Here is a 21,089-nt window from a genome sequence, read left to right as displayed (position 1 = left end):
AAAACCAGGCTGCATGACAGCCTGGTTTTTTTATTTTTTACAAATAGTCATCAAACCATGAACAAATATAACGGATGCGTTTCATCCGCTGTTCCGGATGGCCGCTTCTCGACAGCTCATGCGTGGCTTTCGGAAACCGGATGAACGACGTCGTTTTGTTCAGTTTCTTCAACGCGGTAAAGAGCTGCTCGGCCTGCTCTATCGGACAGCGGTCATCTCGCTCACCGTGCAGAATCAAAAGCGGCGTCGAAACGCGGGACGCATATTTTACAGGAGAACGATCCCAAAGCTTATCCGCTTCCTCAAACAAATCATGCCCGAGCTGCCAGTCGGTAAAAAAGAAACCGATATCGCTGACACCGTGGAAGCTGAACCAATTTGAAATGGAGCGCTGCGTGACGGCTGCTTTAAAACGGTCTGTCTGCCCGACAATCCAATTCGTCATAAACCCTCCGTAGCTTCCGCCCGTCACACCGAGACGGCCGCTGTCAATAAACGGATACGCCTGAATGGCTTCATCCACCGCCTGCATGACATCACGGTAATCTCCGCCTCCGTAATCACCCCTGACACGATTGACAAAATCCTGCCCGTAGCCATGGCTTCCTCTTGGGTTGACATACACGACAGCATATCCTTGTGCGGCCAGCACTTGGAATTCGTGAAAATACGTATGGCCGTACATCATGTGAGGCCCGCCGTGTATGTATAGAATGAGGGGATAAGTTTGATCTTCTTCAAAAACGGCGGGCTTTAAAAACCAGCCGTTTACCGTCTGCCCGTCCTTTGTTTCATATTGCAGCTTTTCCGGCACGGATATGATACGCTCCTCAATAAACCGATCATTGTCAAATGTCAATTGCTTCTCTTCCCCATCTTCAAGTGAAATGCTGTAAAGCTCGGAAGGCTGTGCGGGTTTGGCAATGACAGCGATACAGCTTTTCTGATCAGGATGAAAAGCAAAACCGTTCACATACTCTTCTTCTAATCGGATCGGATATACGAGGCCGTCAATCGAGATATAATAAATACCGGTGCTTCCCTGCTCGCTCCCGAGAACGTAAAAGCCCTGCCCGTCGTTTGTCCATACCGGCCGGGGCGTCACTCCTCCTATGATTGAATCCGCAATCAGCGCATCGCTCAAATGAACATCCAGCATGTCGGTCAGGCAGGACAGCCGCTCAGTTTTCACGTCGTACAGCCACGCTTTTTCTAAAGTCGCATTGCGAAATTCATTTTCATGGCCCAGCATCGCGATATAAGAACCGTCCGGTGAAAACACGCAGGAACCGAAAGAACCGCGGTGCGGCGTAATCTGCTTCAGGCTTCCGTCCGCCAGATTCATCAGATAGACATCGCTCGGCTTTCCGGCGTCACCCGGCTCGTATAAATTGGCGGTAAACGCAAGCTGCCTGCCATCCGTTGAAAAGGCCGCGCCATAATGATCCGCTTCATGATCCGTCAGCTGCTGAATCTCCCCCGTTTCAAGATGAATCAGCACAAGCTGGACCCAGCTTCCGTTCAGCAGGCCTTTCCCGTCACGTTTATATGTTAATGACTGGATGTCAACCGGCTCATACTCGTCATGCTTCTTTTTTTCTTTCTCATCGGCGCGCTCCGCTGATGTCAGACTGACGGACACAAGCACGGATCTGCCGTCGGGCGCCCATATCGGATCTGATACACCCCAAGGAATATCGGCCGCCTGCTCCGCCTCTCCGCCGGCAGCGTCGATGATGTACAGCTGAGGGATGCCGTTCTCCCTGTCAGAAACAAAGGCGAGTCGCCGTCCGTCAGGCGACCACCGCGGACTTGTATTTCTGTTGTCCCCGAAAGTCCAAGGGTTTGAGATGCCGGATTCTGTGTCATATACCATAATGGCTGAGGAATAGGCATCACGCTTATGATTGACTGTTGTCCGGACGTAAGCGGCTCTTCTGCCGTCAGGGGCATATTGCGGGTCTGTCACGGATACGAGAGTCGCAATGTCCTCCTCGGTTATGAGTTTTTTCAAATCGTTTCTCCTCCTTTTCTTTTTTATTTCGCTTCCCTAAATAAAAATCCTTCTCCAGAAAAAGAAAGCGTCCTTCTCTGATGGGAAGAACGCTTTTTTATCATTATACACTTTTCACCTGCTCTAAAGGATTCCGTTCAATTACGCTTCCTTCTGACGGGACGGTAAGCGCCGCAATCTCACAGTGGGGGAAATGCTCAGAAAGCTGTTTTCTCAGCTCTTCTCCCTTTCCTTTTTCAATCAGGACAAGAATCGTCGGTCCCGCTCCGCTCAGCGCCGTTCCGTAAGCGCCTTTCATTTCGGCCGCATGTTCCACCTTTGAAAGCTCAGGAACAAGCATGGCGCGGTACGGCTGATGGAGGATGTCTTTTCTCATCATTTTCCCGGCGAGCGCCCAGTCATTTGACATGATCGCAGCAACGAGAAGGTTGCTGACGGCGCTTGCTTTAACGGCGCGTCGATACGGCAGCTCTTTCGGGAGCACGTCTCTTGCGTCCCTGGTCAGAACTTCGTAAAACGGAATGACTGCCACAACGTCGATATCCGCTTCGGCAACACGCACGATATGTGTTTCACCTTCTTCGTGAAGGCCGATCACAAGCCCTCCTGCAAGGGAAGCAGCGGCATTATCAGGGTGCCCCTCTTCAAGACTGGCTAAGTGCAGTTTGTCGCTTTCCGACAGCTGCAGGCCGCATAACTCATCCGCAAGCTCAATGGCGGCGACGATAGCGGCCGCGCTGCTTCCGAGACCCCGTGCAAGGGGGATGTCACTCCATACTTTGACATGGGCGGGCGGCAGCTCTTTTTGATAGCGGTCAGCCGTCCGTTTGGCGACTTGGTAGATGAGGTTGTCCGTTCCTTGAGGGATGCCCGCGACAGTTTCGGTTTCCGCCGAGAACTGCCATTCATCGTTTCGGAAAACCGAAAGCTTCAAGTATCTGCTGAGCGCCATCCCGACGGAATCAAACCCGGGCCCTAAGTTGGCTGTGCTTCCCGGAACCGTAATGGAAAACAGCATCTCCGCCTCATTCATACACGCGCCGCTCCATTTAAGTATTCCAGTATGCTGTCCTCATCTGTCGGCAGCGTGATCGGTTTTATGTCAGATACGTCTACAGCCGTGTTCGGATCTTTCAGGCCGTTTCCGGTCAAAACTGCGACAACCTTGCTGCCTTTTGGAATTTCACCGGATTTCACCTGTTTCAAAACGCCGGCGATGGATGCACAGGAGCCCGGTTCGGCAAACACGCCTTCTTCACGGGCAATCAGCTGATAAGCGTGAAGAATTTCTTCATCTGTGACTTCATCAATTTTTCCGGCTGATTCCTCCGCAGCGAGCACGGCTTTGTCCCAGCTGGCGGGATTCCCGATTCGGATTGCCGTCGCAACGGTTTCTGGATTTTTAATGACTTCGCCGCGGACGATGGCCGCAGAACCTTCCGCCTCAAAACCGCGCATTTTCGGAAGTCCGGTGCCCTTTTTCTCATGATATTCTTTGAACCCTTTCCAGTAGGCCGTGATATTCCCGGCGTTACCTACCGGGATCGCCAGAATGTCCGGCGCTCCGCCGAGCTGTTCGCATACTTCAAAGGCCGCTGTTTTTTGCCCTTCAATCCGGTAAGGGTTTACTGAATTCACTAATGCAATCGGTGATTTTTCACAAATCGACCGGACGATGGCCAGCGCGTCGTCAAAGTTTCCGTCAATCGCAATGATTTCCGCACCGTACATGACGGCCTGCGCAAGTTTTCCGAAGGCGATTTTTCCGTCCGGGATGATGACGATGCATTTCATGCCGGCTCTCGCCGCGTATGCCGCAGCCGCCGCGGATGTGTTGCCTGTAGAGGCGCACATGATGGTATCATTGCCTTCTTCTTTCGCTTTGGCGACCGCCATGACCATGCCGCGGTCTTTAAAGGATCCCGTCGGATTAACGCCCTCTGTTTTCACATGCAGTTCAATTCCGAGCTTTTCGGAAAGCTTCGGCAGGTGAATCAACGGCGTGTTGCCTTCATGCAATGTCAGGGCCGGCGTCCGATCCGTCACCGGCAGAAATTCTTTATATTGATGGATGAGTCCTTTCCACATTAGCTCCAACCGTTCCCTTCTACGCGATATGTGCTTTTTACTTCTTGTACGACTTCGAGGTCATTTAAGTTTTGCAGAATGTCACTGAAATCTTCTTCCGATGTATGATGCGTGACGATGACGATTTCCGCGAGGTCGTCGTGGCCTTTAATCGGCAGCTGCAGAATTTTTTCAAAGCTGACGCCGCGCTCTGAGAAGGCCGATGTGATTTTTGAAAAAGAGCCGACCTGGTCTTTGACGTGAATTCTTAAAAACTGCTGGGCATAGATATCAGACGGCTGCTTCAGATTTCTTTCAAACTGCGGGGCGACAAAGCTGTTTCCGTTTACGCCGAGACGCATGTTTTTCATGACCGCGACCAGATCGGAAACGACCGATGTCGCAGTCGGCATGCTTCCGGCTCCGGGGCCGTAAAACATCGTTTCGCCGACGGCTTCTCCGTACACGTAAACGGCATTAAACTCGTTATGCACCGCAGAGAGCGGATGATGATCCGGAAGCAGTGTCGGCTGAACGCTGACTTCGATTTTATTGTCATCACGCTGGGCGATGCCGATCAGCTTCATCGTATAGCCGAGCCGTTTGCTGAAGCTGATATCTTCATCCGTAATCCGGGAAATTCCTTTTACTTTGACATCGTCCAGATCAACGTCCATAGAGAAGCCGAGACGGGCTAAAATCGCCATCTTGCGCGCGGCATCGAGCCCTTCTACATCGGCGGTCGGGTCCGCTTCCGCGAATCCGAGATCCTGCGCTTCCTTCAGCACTTCTTCATACGGGCTTTTTTCTTTAATCATTTTCGTTAAGATGAAGTTCGTCGTTCCGTTGACGATTCCCATCATTTTTGTGATCCGGTCAGAGGAAAGGCCTTCTTCGAGCGTGCGTAAAATCGGGATTCCGCCGGCGACACTCGCTTCATAATACAAGTCACAGCCATTTTCCTTTGCGGCGGCTAAAAGCTCCGAGCCATATACGGCGATCAGATCTTTATTTGCGGTCACAACATGTTTTTTCGCTTTCAAGGCGTCAAGAAGATATTGCTTCGTCTGTTCGACACCGCCTATGACTTCAATAATCACGTCGACCTCAGGGTCATCGATTACATCATAGACTTCTGTCGTCAGCACTTCTTTCGGCAGGTCTGCGTCTCGTTTTTTATCAATATCTTTAACTAGCACTTTTTTGATCGTCACCGGACAGCCGACCTGGTGCATAAGCTTATCCTGATGATCTTGTATAATTTTGACGACTCCGCTTCCCACGGTTCCCAGTCCTAACAGTCCAATACGAATCGCTTCCAAAGAGAAACTCCACCTTTCTTCCTTTCGTCCACTAGAAAAGGACAATTGTTAACCCTTCACAGACATTTAAGTTACAAATATTATATAAGCCCGTATTTGTTTTGACAAGCGGCTGAATATTGTTTCTACGGCTATGAAAACGCTTAACACACTGATATGACAAGATTCCCTATTTTCTAAATATTTTTACGTCATATTTTCTTACGAACTGATTCCTTTTCCGAGCCACGCCACAGGCGGGACAAAAACCTGCGCCGACCTGACATTCATCATGTTGTGACATGTCTGTAAAAACTGTTCATAGCGGGTGCAGTCGGCAAGAATGTAGTCAAGCTGCTCTTCGTAAAACTGTTTTTCAGAATCATGAGAAATGTAATAGCTCTCCACCGTCTCGAAGAAATGGAGCGGAAACAGCAGGCGGCTGTAAAACAGGCGCTTGGAAAAGGAGGATAACGGCGTAACTTGCTCATATTCCTGCAGAAACAAAAAACCATCTTTGAGCAGGTCGTCACGATGATACAAATATGTGCTGCGCATATATTCCGCAATATCACGGGCGGCATGGTCGAATACCCAATCGCCCGGAATGCGGATCAGTGATTCCTCCGACCAGGTATCCCGTTCCATCCGCTGATGGCAGATTGTCCCCGAGTCTTCTGCGCCGGGATTGTCATCCAGCTCCGTATCCACTAAATATTGAATGGCGTTTTCCGCTAAGCCCGAATAATAAGGAAATGCTTCGATCATTTTCTTTTCGAACGGTTCAAGCGGAGACATATGAATTTTCTGCATCCAGAATGATTCCAGCTGATCCACCCGTTTTCCCCATAAGTCCTTCCATTGGCCGATCCTGCCCGCTTCTTTCACTTCGTACGGAAAACCCCGCCCTTTTCTGTGAAATTCGGCAAGCTCCCCTCCGACAGAAAACGACCGGTTTGAGACGGGAATCGGCGCTTTTAAGAGCGCATACGTTTTGCCTTCGTCCTCAAAGGTCAGTTCTCCTTCCTTCGTAAAGATAAACACTGAAACGTATGGGTCACTTTGTTCTTGTAAATACTGACTCATGTAGTAAAGCTCCGTCAGCTCTGATTGCGAAAACCCGGAAACGGGAATTATAAGAAAGAAGGAATTAGGCGTCTGGAAGCATTGGTATTTCTGATAAACGGAAAGCTGTCTGACGTGGATGCCGTACTTTTCTTTAATGATGCTTTTCATCATAATCACCTGCCTGAAAAATTAGAGCTATTCACATCGTAGTCATACGCCGGCGGAATTATGAATACATATTGTAATCCTTTGAATCAAGTGGAGAAACATCGTACACATCGGAAGGATGTTGTATAAACTAGTAAAAAAAGATTGGGTGAAGCAAATGTCAGAAAAGGAACAACTGAATCAGGTGGAAGCTGTCGCCAGGGCGCGTTTAAAAGAACGGGGGGTTGAGACGGCCGATATCGCCGAGCTGGTGTATTTCCTTCAAAAAAAATATCATCCTGATTTGACGATGGAGGTATGCAGGCTCAATGTGGACCGTGTCATCGCAAAACGCGAGGTGCAAAACGCCATTTTAACAGGAATAGAATTAGATGTGCTCGCCGAACAAAAAAAGCTGTCTGAACCGCTTCAGACCATTCTGGCGATTGATGAAAGCCTGTATGGGGTTGACGAGGTGCTCGCCTTCTCTATCGTGAATATATACGGCTCGATCGGCTTTACGAATTACGGCTACATTGACAAAGAAAAACCCGGCATTCTCGGGCGGTTAAATGATAAATCTACGGGCGAATGCCATACGTTTCTTGATGATATCGTCGGCGCAATCGCAGCAGCGGCTTCAAGCCGGCTTGCTCACAGCGCCAGAAATACAGAATAAGGACGGCCGTCATGGCCGTCCCTTTTTTTATAGATGTTCAATCCATTCGGTTAAAGAGTCAATCGCATATGTCGGTTTTTGGTCATAACCGGCCATATGTTCACGCTTTGTCACTCCGGTGTGAACCAGCAGCGTATCCATTCCGGCATTGATGCCGGCCATAATATCCGTTGCATAGTTATCGCCGACCATGAGTGTTTCGGAAATATCCGTTCCGAGCACACGCATCGCCTGTTCCATAATAATGGATTCAGGCTTGCCGATAAAGACAGGCTCAACGCCCGTTGACACCGTCAAAACGGATGTGAGCGAACCGTTCCCTGGTAAAAGCCCTCTTTCAGTCGGAATGGCGACGTCGCCGTTTGTTGAAATGAACCGGGCACCGTTTCTGATCGCAAGGCATCCCGTTGCCAACTTTTCATATGTAATGCCGCGGTCGATTCCCACAACGACAAAGTCCGCGTTTTCTTCTCCGAAGCTCAGCCCGTTTTCTTCAATGGCCTGACGGATGCCTTCTTCGCCAATTACATACACCGACGCGTGTTTTTTCTGCTGGGCGATATGCTGCGCAGTCGCCATGCTCGTCGTGAAGACCTGCTCTTCAGATGCCGGAATGTCAAAGCTCATCAGCTTGTCCGCCACCTGCTTCGGCGTCCGGGAAGAATTGTTCGTCACGAATAAATACGGAATGCCGCGCGCTTTAAGCGTTCTCACGAATTCACACGCTTCTTCGATTTTTTCCGTCCCGTTGTACATTGTGCCGTCCAAATCTATCAAATATCCTTTATAATCCTTCATACTCAACACTCCTGTGGATTTTCTCACTCGTTGTTATTTAAATGCGGAAACAGGCCCTAATTCTGATTCCAGGTAGGTTCTTACACGGGCCGGAAAGGCTTTCAGCACATCTCTGTTTGACGTGATCAGCGTAAACAGCTCCTGATGGTCGGCATGCTGATATTCCTGGACAAGCTGCTTTCTGGAAGAGATCAGCTGCTTCAGCTTATTCCCTTCATCCTCAGCTACCACCTTTTCATCCGTCAGAATATCCATGATGTCGTCATAACTGCCCGGATCGCGCATGATAAAGCCGTCAATCATATCATTTCCGACATCGAGAATGCATTCGATCATAAGATGGCTGATCCGCTCAAGCGCCCTTTTTTCGATTTCGCTCTGCCATGCAGGCGTGCTGTCAAACAGCGCCAGCTGGGTCTCAAAAAAACGGAGTGTTTGTTCGATATTATTTCTGTCAACAAAATACACGTGACAGCATCCCCTTCTGCATCAATTATTTTCTGATTCGTTTTAAAACAAAATACGCGCAGCCGAAATTGCAGTATTCGTAAATGTATTCGTCCAATGTGCTGATTTTCGTTTCAAAGGTTGCTTTTTGATTCTGGTCATCAAAGAAGCCTTTGAGCCGCAGCTGACTGTATCCCCAGTCTCCCACAATGTAATCATATTTATTTAATATGTCCGAATAGCGGGCTTTGAACGCTTCTTCATTAAAGCCGTTTTTAAAATCGTGTACGAGTTCAAACTCGGCATTTTGAATAAGAATCATGTCTTCACCTCTTTTATCACTCTTTACTATCATAATTCATTGACTTCTGTCCATCAATTGCAAAATGAGACGGTTCGGACGGACGGAGAATTTTTCCTCTTTATATCCAGTGTAGCGGTTCAGACGATCCTTATTCAAGAATGACTTTTTCCCTGCAAAAACGGCTCCATCACAAAAAACCCAAAACCTGCGGCGTTTTGGGTTTTTTCGGCTTATCTTATGCTTGGGCCTGACGTTTTTTAGACGCTTCGTTCACTTGTTCATCCGCATGGTAGGAAGAACGGACAAGCGGGCCTGCTTCACAGTGGCTGAAGCCTTTTTGCATCGCGATTTCTTTCAGTTCGGCAAATTCGTCCGGATGATAATATTTTTGGACTTTTAAATGTTTTTTCGACGGCTGCAGGTATTGGCCGATCGCCATGATGTCGACATTGTTCGCAAGCAGGTCGTCCATCACTTCAATAATTTCTTCCTTCGTTTCGCCGAGACCGATCATAATGCTTGATTTCGTCGGGATGTCAGGCTGCATTTCTTTCGCACGGCGCAAGAATTCCAAAGAACGGTCATATGTTGCGCGGGCCCGGACTCTCGGTGTCAGGCGGCGGACGGTTTCAATGTTGTGGTTCAGAATATCAGGACGGGTATCCATTAATGTTTTCAGGTTGTCGTAATTTCCGCCCATATCGGATGGCAGCACTTCAATTGTCGTGAACGGGCTTTTTCTGCGGATCGCCCGGACCGTTTCCGCAAAGACGCCTGCTCCGCCGTCTTTCTGATCATCACGCGCTACGGCCGTGATGACGGCGTGTTTTAAATTCATCAGCGCGACGGAATCAGCTACGCGTTCCGGTTCCTGCAGATCCAGCTCAGTCGGCAGTCCCGTTTTTACAGCGCAGAAGCGGCATGCTCTCGTACAGACGGAACCGAGAATCATGAACGTCGCCGTACGTCTGACAGCCCAGCATTCATGGATGTTCGGGCATTTTGCTTCTTCACATACGGTATGCAGATTATTTTCACGCATTAATTTTTTCAGGCCCGTATAGTTTTCATTCGTGTTCAGCTTTATTTTGAGCCATTCCGGCTTTCTCAGATGCTCGTCTTTCTTTGCCATTTCCCCATCATCTCCATTATCCCTTTATTCATGTTCGTGTGCGAAAAATTTCTATTTCACGATGGATGTAAAACTTGCGGATTTCTATTCAATAGTCACTTTAACATAGGAAAAATTTCTCGACAAGGGAAGAGAATTACTTACATTTTCTCGGATTGTTGCCGCAAACTATGTGTATTCAATCCTGAAAGGAGATCATGTTGTGAAAGTTCTGTTATCTGCTCTTCTCCTTTTATCAGTTTTCTGTCCGGCTGCAAGCGGGAAAGAACAATCGGCTCCTGTTTACGGCGAACGGATGCAGTTGTACCGCAAAGCCGAAGCAGTCACGCAGATTCCTTGGTATGTGCTTGCGGCGGTTGATCAATATGAAGAAAATGTCCGCTCGAACCGAAAGGATCTGCCGGAAAAAGCGGGAATCATCAGCATTTATATTCCGGATCATTTGTGGAGCGGCCCCGAAAATCCAAATCCTAAGGACGATGCGCCTCTCAGCATTAAAGTATTTGACGGGATCGGCCTGGACGGCGACGGCGACGGAAAAGCCGAGGTCAGCAATGATGAGGATATCCTTTATACATTTGCTCAGTATTTAGCGGGATTCGGAACGGATCTTGACCATATCCGCATCGGCCTCTGGAATTATTACCGCCGTGATCAGACGGTCGGCATTATCACCGAATTCATGACACTGTTTAAAACGTTCGGCCGCCTTGATCTCGGAGAGCACGCCTTTCCGCTTCCCGTGAAGACGGATTACAGCTACCGCAGCACGTGGGGCGCCGCCCGGGGTTTCGGCGGGCGCCGGATTCACGAAGGAACGGATCTGTTCGCTCATTACGGGCTTCCCGTCAGATCGACCTGCTACGGTATTGTTGAAATGAAGGGCTGGAACCGTTTCGGCGGCTGGAGAATCGGCATCAGGGATATCAATAACACGTATCACTACTTCGCTCACCTGAACGGCTTTGCAAAAGGTGTGCATAAAGGCCAGATCGTCAAACCCGGAGAAGTGATCGGCTCTGTCGGCAGTTCCGGATACGGACCGCCGGGCACCGCGGGAAAATTTCCGCCGCATCTTCACTACGGGATGTATAAAGATAACGGCAGATCGGAATGGTCCTTTGACCCGTATCCTCATTTAAGGGCATGGGAACGTAAAGAAATCCGCAGGAAAAAGTAAACACACAGCCGCCAGGAAAGATTGCGGCTGTGTGTTTTTATTTATCTTTCTTCTGTTTTTCATTCGGCAGCTGGACGGAAGGCGTCACACCTGACCCGCCGCTTCCGTTATAAAACTGCGGCACCTCTCCTTGAATCGCTTTAATGGAGACCGGAATATTATTTGTCACGACTGAAGTCTTACTGGCAAACGGAATAATGACCTTCACTTTAATCTCCACGAAAATACTGATATCAATCAGGGCATTGTTAATGCCGTACGGCTTTATTTTTGTTTTCACATCAGTTAACGCATCGCCGATCAAGTTAAAGCGCACGGGGATTTTCGGCCCGAGATTTCCGAGAATGCTGTTTCCCGTGACCTGCCCTAAGGGAATATCGATCATAATTTCATCGGCCGTTTTCGCGCCTTTTTCTGTTTCATGCTGCTTATTGTTCGACTCCACTTCCTTCAGATGAGCCTGAAGCTGCTTTGTCACTTTCGCCTTCATGCTGTTGACCATTTGTGTATTAAAATCCATCGTTGTGACTTTTCCGTTTTCATCCGTTTTCATATCGACCATATCTTTCACATTGTCGCTGTGAGACATGTATTCCTCAATGGATTCCGTAATGACCTCTGTCGCCACCCGTTTAGTTTCCATTTCTCCGATGTTCATCAGCACCGGTTTGATTGAGGAGTTGATCATCCAGAGGCTGATGACTGTTGATATGATAAAAAAAGCAAACGACAGAAGAAGCACATATCGAAAAGGCAAAGGCCCTCTCTTGCGAAGAGCGCTCCGGTATCTAGGCAAGAAAAATCCCCCCTTACATATCACAATGTATGCTTGTAAGAGGGGACATAGTATTTTATTTTCACTCTTAAAAAGTCCCGCTTACCTTCACTCGGGTGAAATGGAATGGCGGACAGCTATATGACATTACGGCTGCTGCGCGAGCTTCCAGGCGAGCAGATCTCTTAAAAACTCCGGCATAAAGTATTGCTTTTCTTTTGAATCGCGGATGTAAGGGAACAGCTTTCCGAGTGTAAACATGTCGAGAACGGCAACCGAGTATATCCGCTCCGGATCAATCTCTTCTCCGTTCACTTTCACATTGAGGAGATGCGTCACACCGTCTTCAAGAATGCCGGCCTCTGCCTCCGCTCCGGCATATACCATCCTGCCCATCACTTCCCCGCGGAAGCCGAGGCCTTTTATCCGCAGCTGCTCCATTTGTTCCGAGGCGGCCTGGCTGATTGTTTCCTGGAGTTCCCTTCCTGAAAGACGCACGGCGACCGGATTGATCGGATGAGGGCAGATGCGGTGCAGGTCAAGTTTTGTGACAGGCCCCTTCTGTAAAGGCCCCAAAATGACGCCTGAATTCACCATGCTGACTTCACAGCCGCACCAGCTTTTCAGCGCTTCGGCTAATAGAAGCGGGAGCGGCGATTCCTCAAACCACTTCACGCCGGCTTCTTCATTCAGATTGGCGACTTGTTCGGAGAGCAGGTTTTCCGCTTCCCGTTCTTTCTCTTTCAGAAAAGCCGCCGTATCTTCAGATTCCCCGTGCCAATCAGCCATTTTCTGTACAGATGCCTGTTTGCTGACAATGGTTCGTGATTCACTTTCTATCGTCAGCTCGACACAGCCGACATAGTTCCCGTATTTCTCCGCACATGCAAGCAATACGCCGTTTATGTCCTGTCCGTCCTCAAGAAGGTGGTGCGTATGTGATTCAAGAATGACATCGATGTCCGGAAATTTTTCCGCTGCTGCCCGGTCATCGATCAGGCCTAAATGAGAAAGCAGAATGATGATGTCCGCTTTGCCCTTGATATCGTCAAGTGATTCTTGAATGCTTTTTTCCGCATCCGTCACCGTCCAGCCGAGTTTTTGATAGACGGGATAATACGGCACCGTGACGCCGAGTATGCCGGCGGTCATCCCGTTTTTCAGCGTTTTAATCACGTAGGGCTCGGCCCATTCCGGCCGCTGTCCGTCCGCGTCAAACAGGTTGGACACAATGACGGGAAACGCGGCATGGGTATATAAATCCGCCAGCTCATCGTGAGGCAGCGTAATTCCTTCATTATTCCCGACGGCAGCCGCATCGATCTCAAGCCGGTTTAACAAGCCGACATTCGCTTTGCCGAAGGTCGCTTCCGTTATCATTTGGAATCGGTCCATATGATCGCCGATGTCAAATACGAGTGTTTCCTCCCCGTTTTTTTCATGCTCACTTCTCTTCTGCTCAATATAATGTACGATTTTCGGCCAATTTTCGAAATGGCTGTGCAAATCATTCGTATGATATAAACGGAGCTTCTCTAACATACCATCTCTCCTACCTTTTAGCTGAATATCCCTTGATAAATTAATTCACAGCCGATCAAAATCAAGACGACCCGCATGAAAAGCACGATCGTTTTCGTCTGCACCCGCTTATTGACCCACGCGCCCATTTTGCCGCCGAACCACGCGCCCGGAACGAGGCACAGCGCATACAGCCAATTGACATGGCCCTCTGCGATATGTGACACGGAACCCGTCACGGAGGATAAGAAAATAATGAGCATTGACGTCGCCACAGCCACTTTCGGCGGGAACAAAAATAACAGCATCATGGCCGGAACCATAAGAGAGCCGCCGCCAATGCCGAAAAGACCGCCCAATAAACCGACGAAAAAGGCAATCACGATACCGGTGAAAATACGGTACGAATATGTATAAAGCTCACCTGATTCATCCTCATATGTCCGGATCATGCCTTTATGCGCTTTATTGACCGGTTTTGCTTTCGCCTTCAGCATTAATGTAATGGAAATCAAAATCATAAAAAATCCGAACCAGACGGAAAACGTATGCGCATTAAAAAGTTTAGACAAATACGCGCCGATGATGCTTCCCGGGCCGGAACCGATAAAAAAGATCAGTCCGCTTTTGTAGTCAACGGTTTTATATTTCATATAGGCCAGAGTTGATGACAGTCCCGTAAAAATAATCACCAAAAGGGACGTGCCGATGGCAGTCTGCGGTGTTACGTCATGAAAAAACGGAGTCATCGTGCTTAAATAGAGCATCGCCGGCACGATGATAATTCCTCCCCCAAGCCCGATCAGGCTGCCGACCGTTCCCGCGATAAATCCCAATATGATCAAAATAAGATAAGACATGTGTCTTGAAACCTCTTTTCTAGCTGAATAGGTCGAGCTGCTTCGGAGCAAGCCCGGTATATGAGATATCTAACATTTCAAGCATCTCAAGCCCGTTATCGGCGGCGTCTCCGCCTGAGTTATTGTTGAAGAGCACATACAGATTGCGCGACTGCTTTTTCAGCTCCTGAAGATTGTTTTTCCAATCTTTGAGCTCCTGTTTGTTATAGCGGTATAAATATCTGACCTCACGCCAGTTTTGTCCGCCGTCTGGTTTGATCCAGCCCTGCTTGTTCCGCCCGTGAAAACGGACAAGCGTTTTTTCTTCATCCGTTGCTTTCAGGACGGTCGGAATGCTGCCCTCGCCGATTTGCGGCTCGTCACATATGCTGTGAATCCAGCCTTCCTCCTTCATAAAGGAAAGCGTCTGTTCATAAAATGGCGGGGAAAACCACGACCGGTTGCGGAATTCAAGCGCGCACGGAATATCGCCCATCTGCTGCCTGCACCATCTTAAATATGCGACGTTTTCTTTCTTGCAGTCAAACCACGGCGGGAATTGGAACAGCACCATGGCAAGCTTTCCATGCTCTATATACGGCGATAATGACAGCTTAAACGCCTCAAACATTTCTTCCTTCGATTCAAAGGGAATATCGCCGCGCTGATGGCCCGTCATTCCTTGATATGCCTTAATGACAAATTGAAAAGATTCCGGCGTCTCTTTGACCCATCTTTCATTATTACGGGCGGGCTGTATCGCGTAAAAGCTCGCGTCCAGCTCAACGATGGGAAAATGGGAGGAATACACCTGCAGTTTTTGCGGGCCCGCTGTTTTCGGCGGATAGATGCTGTCATGATCCCCCCACCCCGTCAGTCCGATATAAATCACAATCCTTCACCTCTCACTCTAGTTTATCACAGGTGTTTTTCTCTTTCTGTTTCCATGTTTTTTCTGAATGCACTTTTCAGGAACCGGTACTGATGTTCATTGGTGTCCGAAAATGCCTCATCTCTGGAAGAAAGAATGTGCTGATAGACAATCGGCTCTGAAAACTGACCGCTCGTGAAATCATATATCTCCCCGTCTATTCGGTTATAAAAATGCCAGCTTGTGCCGGTTTTTGTTTTGAGAATGTCACCGCCGTAAACATCTTGGATGACTAAAGCCGTTACGCCGCACTGGCCTTTGGCCGGGCAATCTTCCGTCCATTTTGTACTAGTCTTGCGCGACCAGGATGCCGTTAATATGTTCAAGATTTGATTATACAATGTGTTTTACTCCTTTTTATAAAAAGATACCACGAGACCCGCTTTCCAAACGACAAAAAAAGCCGATTCTCCTCAGAGAATCGGTTCTTTTATTTCAGAAGGCTTCAGGAATGTTCCGAAAGCCCCGCTCTGCTTACCCACGCCATCCTGGTACACACAGCGCCCCTTGCTGTAGGTCGCAGCAATTCGGTATGGAAAGGTGCGGCCTTCATACAGGCTTTGCTTATGTTTGGAAAACATCGTTTCTTTTGTGACGGTAAAAGGTTCCGGCCGGACAATGGCAAAATCAGCGTCAAATCCCTCTTCAAGCCGTCCTTTATTCGTTAAACCGAAGCGCTCGGCCGGTGCTTCGGCCGTCCATCGGGCCACATGTTCAAACGGAATCCCATGATCGATCGCTAATTGAATCATGCCGAGAAGCGTAAATTGGCCTCCGCTGATCCCGCCCCACGACAGAAACATATTATCCTCGCGTTTCAAAGACGGATGACAGGGAGAATGATCCGAAGACACCATATCAATCTGGCCCTCAGCCAAAACTCCGATCAATTCCTCTTTATCAGCCTCTGAACGGAGCGGCGGAGCGCATTTGGCGGCCGCCCCTTTTTTGAGGAAGTCTTCAAAGCTGAATAATAAGTAGTGGGGACACGTTTCAACGGTGACATCCAACCCGTCTTTTTTCGCCTGCTGAATGGAGAGCACGGCCCGTTTCGTGCTGATATGTACAAAATGAAGCGCGCATCCCGTCGCTCTCGCATATTCAATCGCCCGCTGCACAGCCTCGCATTCGGCTTCTTCCGGACGGGAGGAAGCGTAAGCGCGGGCATCAATTTTCCCTTGGAGCGCGTACTCGGCTTCAAGGAATCGGGTGAGGGCGTCGCTTTCTGCGTGCAGGGCCAAAATCTTGCCGCACGCCGCGATTTCCTTCATTCCCTTTAAAAGAGTCCGTTCATCGGCTGATTGAAATTCATCCGTTCCCGATTTAGACAGAAACGCTTTAAACCCGATTGCCCCCGCTTCTGCCATCGGCCGGATATGTTCGGTATATCCAGGCATCAAACCGCCCCAAAGCGCAAAATCAACCGCTGACTTCCGTTCGGCGATTTCCGCCTTTGCCAGCAGGTTTTCAGCAGTTACCGTCGAAGGGATGCAGTTAAGCGGCATATCAAAATAAGACGTACAGCCGCCGGCAGCCAGCATGTTTGAGCCGGTTTCAATGCCTTCCCATTCTTCGCGACCGGGTTCATTGAAATGCACGTGACAATCGACCGCGCCCGGAAACACATACATGCCGTCAGCCTGCACCACTTGTTCCGCGTTTTCGTCAATGCCGGGCCCGATCAAGGCAATTTTCCCGTCCTTGACGGCGATATCGGCCCGCTCTGTCCCGCCTTTTCGCACAGCTTTCGCACCCTTTACAATTACGTCATAGGCCATTTTATCTTCCTCCCTGTAAGGATGACGATTTTCTGTCAGTTTTTATCACAACATGCGTCTATGATTGCCAGTTTACTGCTACTATGATCGTAATACATCAGCAAAACCGCTATAATTTTTGATGATTTTTATTCATATTAACCAATGGTTGTCTTTAGAACCTGAAAGGAGATTGACTGATGAACATTTATGATGTGATGAAGATTCCCGCTTATGAGCGGGCCGCAATAATCGCAGGCAAATCCGGCGGCTGGAGGGAGGTGCAGCACGTCAACATGATGGATGCGCCGGACATCGCTGATTTTTTACATAAAAACGAATTGCTCGTCACGACGGCTTACCACTTGAAGGACCGCCCGCAGCTGTTGAAAGATTTGATCCGCCTCATGGCAAAACGGGGCTGCGCAGGACTGGGGATCAAAACGAAGCGCTATCTTAATGTCATTCCGAAAGATGCCGCGGAGCTTGCCGACCGGTATGAATTTCCGATTATTGAGCTGCCGGAAGACATCCGGCTGGGAGATATCGTCAACGCCACACTGAGCCATATTCTTGATATGCGTTCAAATGAGCTGCAGCAGGCCATTTACGCCCATAAAAAATTCACAAACCACATCATGAGCGGCAAGGGGCTTCAATCCCTGCTTAAGAAGCTCTCAGACATTCTCCGGCTTCCCGTGCTGCTTTTGGATCAGCATACAAAACTCTTATCATCGTCCCACCGCATACCCATTGACACGTCTGTATTGAAAAACATCTGTTATTCCCTTTCCGGGCCTTATTTCACCTGCTTTTCCATGCTGTCCGACAGAAAGGCGTATTCTGTCCTGCCGATTCTGAATGTTGAAAAAAACTGCGGTTATCTGGTGATTCCGGAGCTGGTGCAGACCGCTGATAAAGGCATGATTTTGACAATTGAACAGGCGGCCAACGTCATTTCCTTTGAACTGCTGAAAGAAAATGCCGTCAAACAATTCGGTAGACGGGCGCGCAATGAATTTTTCAGCAATTTCATCGACCGCTCGTTTACCGGCCATGAAGAAATCAAAAGCCGCGCCAAAGAATTCCGGCTCCGCTGGGATCAAAAATACATGTGCATTTGCGGAAAACTTGACCGAAATGAGAAAACGATCAGCTTTACCGAAAATCAGCTCGTTTCTGATCATGTATTTGATCTGCTTGAAGGGGAGCTGTCATCCTTTCCGTTTCCCCCTCATCTCTTTATTAAAGGAAATGTCGGTATTCTTTTAATTGAAGCGACAGACAGCTGGAATGAAATGCACGCGTCTGTCATCAGCTTTTTGGAGCAGTTTCAAAAGCAGGTCCGGGCGCAGTTTAAACGGACTGTCTCCTTCGGCATCTCAAACATATGCCAAAAGCTGATCGACGTCCCTGACGCTTTTACCGAAGCTTCAGACGCCATTTCATCCGGGCATTTGTCCAGAAGCGCGGAGTTTATTCAAATCTATCATGCCAAAGACGTGCCGGAGCTGCTCCGCCTGCTTCCGGCGGAAGATGTGAAGAAGTTTTACGAAGCCACCCTACAAAGCCTGGCCGACCGGCAAAAGGAGGACCAGAGCCTGCTTCATACGCTGTCTGTTTACCTGGAGACCCACTGCCAGATTTCAGAAACGGCTAAGCGCCTGTACGTCCATCGAAATACGGTGATCTATCGTTTAGAAAAATGCGAGGAACTGCTCGGCAAAAGCTTAAAAGATCCGGAGACGACGATGCGCCTGCGGCTCGCGCTGAGAATGCAGCGGCTGATTGGTTAAGGAATCGTTAGAGATAGGGATGCGGGTGTTCTCCCGCATCCTATTTAAGGGGGATTCATTCAGCTAAATCCTCAAAAAATGCTGCCGTCAAAATCAGCTTCCATTGATATCATCAGGCTTTTTCGATATCCGGGATGCAACCGATAATCTCACCCTTTTAAATGTCATCCTAAACTGCCTCGGGAGCCTTTGTCACAAGCACCCATGACCCTTTTTTGATGGTTTCGCCATTTATTTGAAAATCAGCGGGGGGCGATACAAGACTCAACCACTTCACCAACGCCGCCCTGAAAGTCATGCTGCTTGTCAATTTCACGAGCATCTATCAGGAAGCCGTGAGCGGACCTTCTCAATTTCTGCAGCTGTCATAACATCCCCGTGAGCATCAACTGTGTCCGGCTCATAAACGATACCGTTAACAAGTTTTTGCTCGTCTGCTTCTTTCACAAGGATCTTTACTTCCTTGTAAAAGTTCGGATGTTTCTTTGATTTCAAAATGAGTATTTTCTCCTGTTCCGAGTAGGAGAACGTCCTTCACATACATATTTTGTAAATTAACTTTGAAGGAGATTGATTTAAAGTGTATTATTATTACCCACAATATCAACTTGTTCCAATTCCATGTGATTACCGTTACTATTCTCAAAACCAACCTAATGATTATCCTGAATATCCAGAATTTAGGCCGACATTCATACCCGATTCCTTTATTAATGCTTCAATAGAAGGCATATTTGAAAATTCACAAAGAGTTTATATTCGAAATCCTGCTATGGAGGTAGCAAAGTTAGAGTCCTCTATGATTTAATGGCCAATTGGAAGCCGCAAATGTCAACCCTAATAGAATAGTAATTGATTACGGATATTCGTCTCATTCACATAGATAATCAAATTTCCTCATCTTTCTGAAGCTCTATATCGAGCTCTATGAGCTTTATTAAATCGTCCATATTATTCACCTTGATATGGCCACTTTGGAAGTCTTTTACTCACTAGGCGATACCTTTCTGAACGATTTTTTGATATTTCTCTTTAGATTGACTGATGTTCTCTAACAAATCGGCACTATGCAGGAGAAGGAGATTTTCTTTTTCGTCATCAGGATAGTAACTTATGTTCGCTTTTTCTCTTGTCATGCTCCCTGTCCTCTATTACAATATGAATCAGAGCGTGATCATGACAGGGAGCTTTCTCTGTTGTGAATGAAGGGTGTTAGCAGCATCCTCTTTTTATCCACTAAATTATTTCAACAATAAATTCACCTTGATTAGTAATGATAAGTGGAAGCTCTTTACTTTTTAGATATGCAGCGTTTTTCTGCATTTCAAACCTCCTCTGTGTAAAGAATAGTGGTCCTTCTATTCTTTTTGTGTGTTCATCATTTAACCCCATTAGAAAATCAGCTACAGAAATTATATATTTTTGAACAATTTCTGAATTTCTCGGACAAGCATATTTATAACTAGCCAAAAGTTGTACTGATTTTCGGAATTCTTCAATATTGTTTCTTCGGAATCCTTTTTCATTAATAGCCTCACAAACTGCATAAATGACTCCATAAAACATAGCCCTGGGATTATTCCCTCTTTGAAAAAAAGGTAGAAGAGACTTTTCATTTTTTTCATCAACATATTTAGATAATTCTAAAACCAAGGTTTTATAATCGCCCTTAAAGACACCTGCATCTACAAAGTCTCTTTCTGACTCCAAATCTGAATATACTTTTCTTGGGAAATATTCTTTTCCCATAAGTAATTCTTCAGTTGACACAAACTTATTTATTATTTCATCCCATCCTGACCATGTAATATTGAAGTAATCAATTGAAGGAATATATCTATCACCATCGTAAGGAATCATAATGTGAACTTCTGTATCACCTGTTGTATAGTGATCCCAACCAGCGATCCATACTGTCCTTCTATATGTGTTTACTATAGGATCAAACCCTAAGTTTTTTTCTTTAATTTCTTTTAAACAACTTATCGTTTCTTTTAGTATTTCTAGTATTTTATCTGTAGAGGTCTTATATGTTGGACTATGTTTAGCATTATTGTATAGTTTTCTTAATTCATGTAGTGATGTTTTTAAATCCTCAGATAGCCCAAATTTTGAAAGACCATTAATGAGGCTGAAAAAATTTTCCCTATTTTTCTCACTTTTGTAAATAGATTCCTTTAAAAATCCCTCAAGGACTGAACCGACATCTTCAATATAATTTAATAGATCTCTAATAGTATGATGAGTTGCTAAGGTCTGAAGAACTTCATTATAAACCTGTGAAACGGTATCAATTACAATATCTATTTTATATCTCATATTAGCTACTCTCC

At 47.4% G+C, this 21,089-nt stretch carries 19 protein-coding genes and 2 pseudogenes; 3 read left to right on the top strand and 18 right to left on the bottom strand.

The features are described from left to right. Positions 1-37: 37 nt before the first annotated feature. The 5 genes from ACWHAR_RS14225 to yutH all read right to left on the bottom strand — a co-directional run bounded on the left by ACWHAR_RS14225 (position 38) and on the right by yutH (position 6,621). Entirely contained in the window at positions 38-2,014 is a 1,977-nt protein-coding gene (locus tag ACWHAR_RS14225; protein WP_032876739.1) for a S9 family peptidase, read from the bottom strand. 103 nt (positions 2,015-2,117) lie between these two features. Then, positions 2,118-3,047: a homoserine kinase gene (gene thrB / locus ACWHAR_RS14220; RefSeq protein ID WP_032876737.1), complete on the bottom strand. Its 930-nt coding sequence runs from the start codon at positions 3,045-3,047 to the stop codon at positions 2,118-2,120. Next, positions 3,044-4,102, bottom strand: a complete 1,059-nt coding sequence (gene thrC, locus ACWHAR_RS14215; protein WP_032876733.1) for a threonine synthase — start codon at positions 4,100-4,102, stop codon at positions 3,044-3,046. Before thrC ends, thrB begins: the two co-directional genes overlap by 4 nt. Beyond that, positions 4,102-5,403 carry a homoserine dehydrogenase gene (locus tag ACWHAR_RS14210; RefSeq protein ID WP_007613551.1) on the bottom strand — a complete coding sequence of 434 codons (1,302 nt, stop codon included), beginning with the start codon at positions 5,401-5,403 and terminating at the stop codon, positions 4,102-4,104. The genes thrC and ACWHAR_RS14210 overlap by 1 nt, the downstream gene beginning before the upstream one ends. 201 nt (positions 5,404-5,604) lie before the next feature. Beyond that, positions 5,605-6,621 carry a spore coat putative kinase YutH gene (gene yutH / locus ACWHAR_RS14205; protein ID WP_007613555.1) on the bottom strand — a complete coding sequence of 339 codons (1,017 nt, stop codon included), beginning with the start codon at positions 6,619-6,621 and terminating at the stop codon, positions 5,605-5,607. A 154-nt stretch (positions 6,622-6,775) separates the two neighbouring features. On the opposite strand from yutH, the gene ACWHAR_RS14200 reads away from it, so the two are divergent. Then, entirely contained in the window at positions 6,776-7,276 is a 501-nt protein-coding gene (locus ACWHAR_RS14200) for a phosphatidylglycerophosphatase A family protein (protein WP_032876729.1), read from the top strand. Positions 7,277-7,303: 27 nt separating this feature from the next. On the opposite strand, the gene ACWHAR_RS14195 is transcribed toward ACWHAR_RS14200, so the two are convergent. The 4 genes from ACWHAR_RS14195 to lipA form a co-directional block, all read right to left on the bottom strand. Beyond that, positions 7,304-8,074: a TIGR01457 family HAD-type hydrolase gene (locus ACWHAR_RS14195; protein ID WP_032876727.1), complete on the bottom strand. Its 771-nt coding sequence runs from the start codon at positions 8,072-8,074 to the stop codon at positions 7,304-7,306. A gap of 33 nt (positions 8,075-8,107) precedes the next feature. Then, positions 8,108-8,542, bottom strand: a complete 435-nt coding sequence (locus ACWHAR_RS14190; RefSeq protein ID WP_032876724.1) for a DUF86 domain-containing protein — start codon at positions 8,540-8,542, stop codon at positions 8,108-8,110. A 25-nt stretch (positions 8,543-8,567) separates the two neighbouring features. Then, positions 8,568-8,843 (bottom strand): YutD family protein, encoded by a 276-nt coding sequence (locus ACWHAR_RS14185; RefSeq protein ID WP_003151928.1) that lies wholly within the window; start codon positions 8,841-8,843, stop codon positions 8,568-8,570. 217 nt (positions 8,844-9,060) lie between these two features. Further along, positions 9,061-9,957, bottom strand: a complete 897-nt coding sequence (lipA, locus tag ACWHAR_RS14180; protein WP_003151923.1) for a lipoyl synthase — start codon at positions 9,955-9,957, stop codon at positions 9,061-9,063. Positions 9,958-10,159: 202 nt separating this feature from the next. Here lipA and lytH point away from each other — a divergent pair, with 202 nt between their 5' ends. Further along, positions 10,160-11,137, top strand: coding sequence for an L-Ala--D-Glu endopeptidase (gene lytH, locus ACWHAR_RS14175; RefSeq protein WP_032876720.1), 978 nt, complete (start codon positions 10,160-10,162; stop codon positions 11,135-11,137). Positions 11,138-11,174: 37 nt separating this feature from the next. Here lytH and yunB read toward each other — a convergent pair whose 3' ends face one another. The 6 genes from yunB to ACWHAR_RS14145 all read right to left on the bottom strand — a co-directional run bounded on the left by yunB (position 11,175) and on the right by ACWHAR_RS14145 (position 16,981). Further along, positions 11,175-11,933 carry a sporulation protein YunB gene (gene yunB, locus ACWHAR_RS14170; RefSeq protein WP_032876717.1) on the bottom strand — a complete coding sequence of 253 codons (759 nt, stop codon included), beginning with the start codon at positions 11,931-11,933 and terminating at the stop codon, positions 11,175-11,177. Between the two features lie 126 nt (positions 11,934-12,059). Continuing rightward, a complete protein-coding gene (locus tag ACWHAR_RS14165) occupies positions 12,060-13,454 on the bottom strand; it encodes a bifunctional metallophosphatase/5'-nucleotidase (protein WP_032876713.1) in 1,395 nt (464 codons plus the stop codon). A 17-nt stretch (positions 13,455-13,471) separates the two neighbouring features. After that, a complete protein-coding gene (locus ACWHAR_RS14160; protein ID WP_032876710.1) occupies positions 13,472-14,293 on the bottom strand; it encodes a sulfite exporter TauE/SafE family protein in 822 nt (273 codons plus the stop codon). Positions 14,294-14,312: 19 nt separating this feature from the next. Next, on the bottom strand, positions 14,313-15,164 hold the full coding sequence (locus ACWHAR_RS14155; RefSeq protein WP_007613564.1) for a DUF72 domain-containing protein: 852 nt from the start codon (positions 15,162-15,164) through the stop codon (positions 14,313-14,315). Between the two features lie 26 nt (positions 15,165-15,190). Then, the gene (locus ACWHAR_RS14150) at positions 15,191-15,544 is read right to left on the bottom strand and encodes a YunG family protein (RefSeq protein WP_007613566.1); all 354 of its coding nucleotides are present in this window, start codon (positions 15,542-15,544) and stop codon (positions 15,191-15,193) included. Positions 15,545-15,616: 72 nt separating this feature from the next. Next, positions 15,617-16,981 carry an allantoinase gene (locus tag ACWHAR_RS14145; protein WP_032876707.1) on the bottom strand — a complete coding sequence of 455 codons (1,365 nt, stop codon included), beginning with the start codon at positions 16,979-16,981 and terminating at the stop codon, positions 15,617-15,619. Between the two features lie 179 nt (positions 16,982-17,160). Between ACWHAR_RS14145 and ACWHAR_RS14140 the strand changes: the two genes are divergently transcribed. After that, complete coding sequence (locus tag ACWHAR_RS14140; RefSeq protein ID WP_032876704.1) at positions 17,161-18,756, top strand: PucR family transcriptional regulator; 1,596 nt, start codon at positions 17,161-17,163, stop codon at positions 18,754-18,756. 172 nt (positions 18,757-18,928) lie between these two features. Here ACWHAR_RS14140 and ACWHAR_RS14135 read toward each other — a convergent pair. From ACWHAR_RS14135 to ACWHAR_RS14125, 3 genes and pseudogenes are all read right to left on the bottom strand, one after another. Further along, a pseudogene (locus ACWHAR_RS14135) lies at positions 18,929-19,254 on the bottom strand (XkdF-like putative serine protease domain-containing protein); the annotation flags it as partial. A gap of 389 nt (positions 19,255-19,643) precedes the next feature. Next, positions 19,644-19,892: pseudogene (locus tag ACWHAR_RS14130) on the bottom strand (hypothetical protein). A gap of 100 nt (positions 19,893-19,992) precedes the next feature. Beyond that, a complete protein-coding gene (locus ACWHAR_RS14125; protein ID WP_032876701.1) occupies positions 19,993-21,075 on the bottom strand; it encodes a hypothetical protein in 1,083 nt (360 codons plus the stop codon). Positions 21,076-21,089 lie beyond the last annotated feature (14 nt).

It is taken from the genome of Bacillus sp. LR--39, from assembly GCF_053613335.1.
The sequence above is the reverse complement of the archived record's forward strand: the minus strand, read 5'-3'. Positions and strand labels throughout refer to the sequence as shown.

What these genes read in the sequence shown, in the direction of transcription:
- thrB (WP_032876737.1), bottom strand. Translation starts at nt 3,047, where the DNA reads ATGAATGAGGCGGAGATGCTGTTTTCCATTACGGTTCCGGGAAGCACA.
- thrC (WP_032876733.1), bottom strand. Translation starts at nt 4,102, where the DNA reads ATGTGGAAAGGACTCATCCATCAATATAAAGAATTTCTGCCGGTGACG.
- yutH (WP_007613555.1), bottom strand. Translation starts at nt 6,621, where the DNA reads ATGATGAAAAGCATCATTAAAGAAAAGTACGGCATCCACGTCAGACAG.
- ACWHAR_RS14200 (WP_032876729.1), top strand. Translation starts at nt 6,776, where the DNA reads ATGTCAGAAAAGGAACAACTGAATCAGGTGGAAGCTGTCGCCAGGGCG.
- ACWHAR_RS14195 (WP_032876727.1), bottom strand. Translation starts at nt 8,074, where the DNA reads ATGAAGGATTATAAAGGATATTTGATAGATTTGGACGGCACAATGTAC.
- ACWHAR_RS14185 (WP_003151928.1), bottom strand. Translation starts at nt 8,843, where the DNA reads ATGATTCTTATTCAAAATGCCGAGTTTGAACTCGTACACGATTTTAAA.
- lipA (WP_003151923.1), bottom strand. Translation starts at nt 9,957, where the DNA reads ATGGCAAAGAAAGACGAGCATCTGAGAAAGCCGGAATGGCTCAAAATA.
- ACWHAR_RS14165 (WP_032876713.1), bottom strand. Translation starts at nt 13,454, where the DNA reads ATGTTAGAGAAGCTCCGTTTATATCATACGAATGATTTGCACAGCCAT.
- ACWHAR_RS14160 (WP_032876710.1), bottom strand. Translation starts at nt 14,293, where the DNA reads ATGTCTTATCTTATTTTGATCATATTGGGATTTATCGCGGGAACGGTC.
- ACWHAR_RS14145 (WP_032876707.1), bottom strand. Translation starts at nt 16,981, where the DNA reads ATGGCCTATGACGTAATTGTAAAGGGTGCGAAAGCTGTGCGAAAAGGC.
- ACWHAR_RS14140 (WP_032876704.1), top strand. Translation starts at nt 17,161, where the DNA reads ATGAACATTTATGATGTGATGAAGATTCCCGCTTATGAGCGGGCCGCA.
- ACWHAR_RS14125 (WP_032876701.1), bottom strand. Translation starts at nt 21,075, where the DNA reads ATGAGATATAAAATAGATATTGTAATTGATACCGTTTCACAGGTTTAT.